Annotated in this window: 1 protein-coding gene; it reads left to right on the forward strand. The window is 62.9% G+C overall.

What is annotated here, in order from left to right; all coding sequences use genetic code 11:
• Positions 1 to 101: 101 nt before the first annotated feature.
• Positions 102 to 1,361, forward strand: a complete 1,260-nt coding sequence (locus JAP66_RS31735) for an IS256 family transposase (protein WP_199435565.1) — start codon at positions 102 to 104, stop codon at positions 1,359 to 1,361.
• Positions 1,362 to 1,400: the final 39 nt, after the last annotated feature.

A 1,400-nucleotide genomic window follows, 5' to 3' on the forward strand; every position in this document is an offset into this window, starting at 1 on the left:
GGGACTGTCCGGGTAACGGTGGATCTGGTCTTGGTCTGATCGAGAGGGCATGACCAATGACCACGACTGATCCGAGCGATCGTGAGGTTGGCTCGGAAGAGATGATCGATCCCGTGAGCGGAGAGAGCATCGATCAGCGGCAGTTGGCTGAGCAGCTGTTGGCGCAGGCCAAGGAACAGGGCGTCGATCTGGTCGGCCCGGACGGGTTGTTGAACCGGCTGACGAAGAACGTGCTGGAGACGGCGCTAGAGGCCGAGATGGATGACCATCTCGGCTATGAACGCCATGACCCGATGGGTCGCAACAGCGGGAACTCCCGCAACGGGACCAGGTCGAAGACGGTGCTGACCGAGATCGGCCCGGTCGAGATCGACGTGCCCCGCGACACTGACGCGTCGTTCGACCCGAAGATCGTGCGTAAGCGGCAGCGGCGGTTGGACGGTATCGACGAGATCGTGCTGTCGTTGACCGCCCGCGGGCTCACCACCGGCGAGGTCGCCGCGCACTTCGACGAGGTCTATGGGGCCAAGGTCTCCAAGGAGACGATCTCCAAGATCACCGACAAGGTCGTCGACCAGATGGCCGAGTGGTCGTCACGGCCGCTGGATTCGATCTATCCGGTGATCTTCGTCGACGCCCTGGTGATCAAGGTTCGTGACGGCCAGGTCGTGAACAAGCCGTTCTATGTCGTCGTCGGGGTGACCACCAGCGGTGAACGAGACATCCTCGGTATCTGGGCCGGCGACGATGGTGGTGAAGGGGCACGGTTCTGGCTGCAGGTCTTCTCCGAGCTCAAAAACCGCGGCGTGACCGATGTGCTGATCGCGGTCTGCGACGGGCTCAAGGGCCTACCCGAAGCGATCACCACGACCTGGGAACACACCATCGTGCAGCAATGCGTGATCCACCTGATCCGTAACTCGTTCCGCTATGCCGGACGCCAACACCGGGATGCGATCGTGCGAGGTCTGAAGCCGATCTACACGGCGCCATCGGAGCAGGCGGCCACCGACCGGTTCGACGAGTTCGCGAAGCAGTGGCAGGACAAGTACCCGGCGATCGTGGCGTTGTGGCGCAACGCCTGGGCCGAGTTCGTGCCGTTCCTCGAATACGACGTCGAGATTCGCAAGGTCATCTGCACCACGAACGCGATCGAGTCGATCAACGCCCGCTACCGGCGGGCAATCAAGGCCCGCGGTCATTTCCCCTCCGACGCCGCGGCGCTGAAGTGCCTGTACCTCGTCACCCGATCCCTAGACCCCACCGGCCGTGGCAAGGCACGATGGACGATGCGCTGGAAAGCGCCGTTGAACGCGTTCGCGATCACCTTCCCCGGACGCCTCGACCCGACCACCAACTAGAACCACCAAGATCAGATCCACCGTTCATCTGACAGACCC

Origin of the sequence: Qaidamihabitans albus, from assembly GCF_016464705.1 — a bacterium.
GTDB lineage: Bacteria > Actinomycetota > Actinomycetes > Mycobacteriales > Pseudonocardiaceae > Qaidamihabitans > Qaidamihabitans albus.

What these genes read in the sequence shown, in the direction of transcription:
- JAP66_RS31735 (WP_199435565.1), top strand. Translation starts at nt 102, where the DNA reads ATGATCGATCCCGTGAGCGGAGAGAGCATCGATCAGCGGCAGTTGGCT.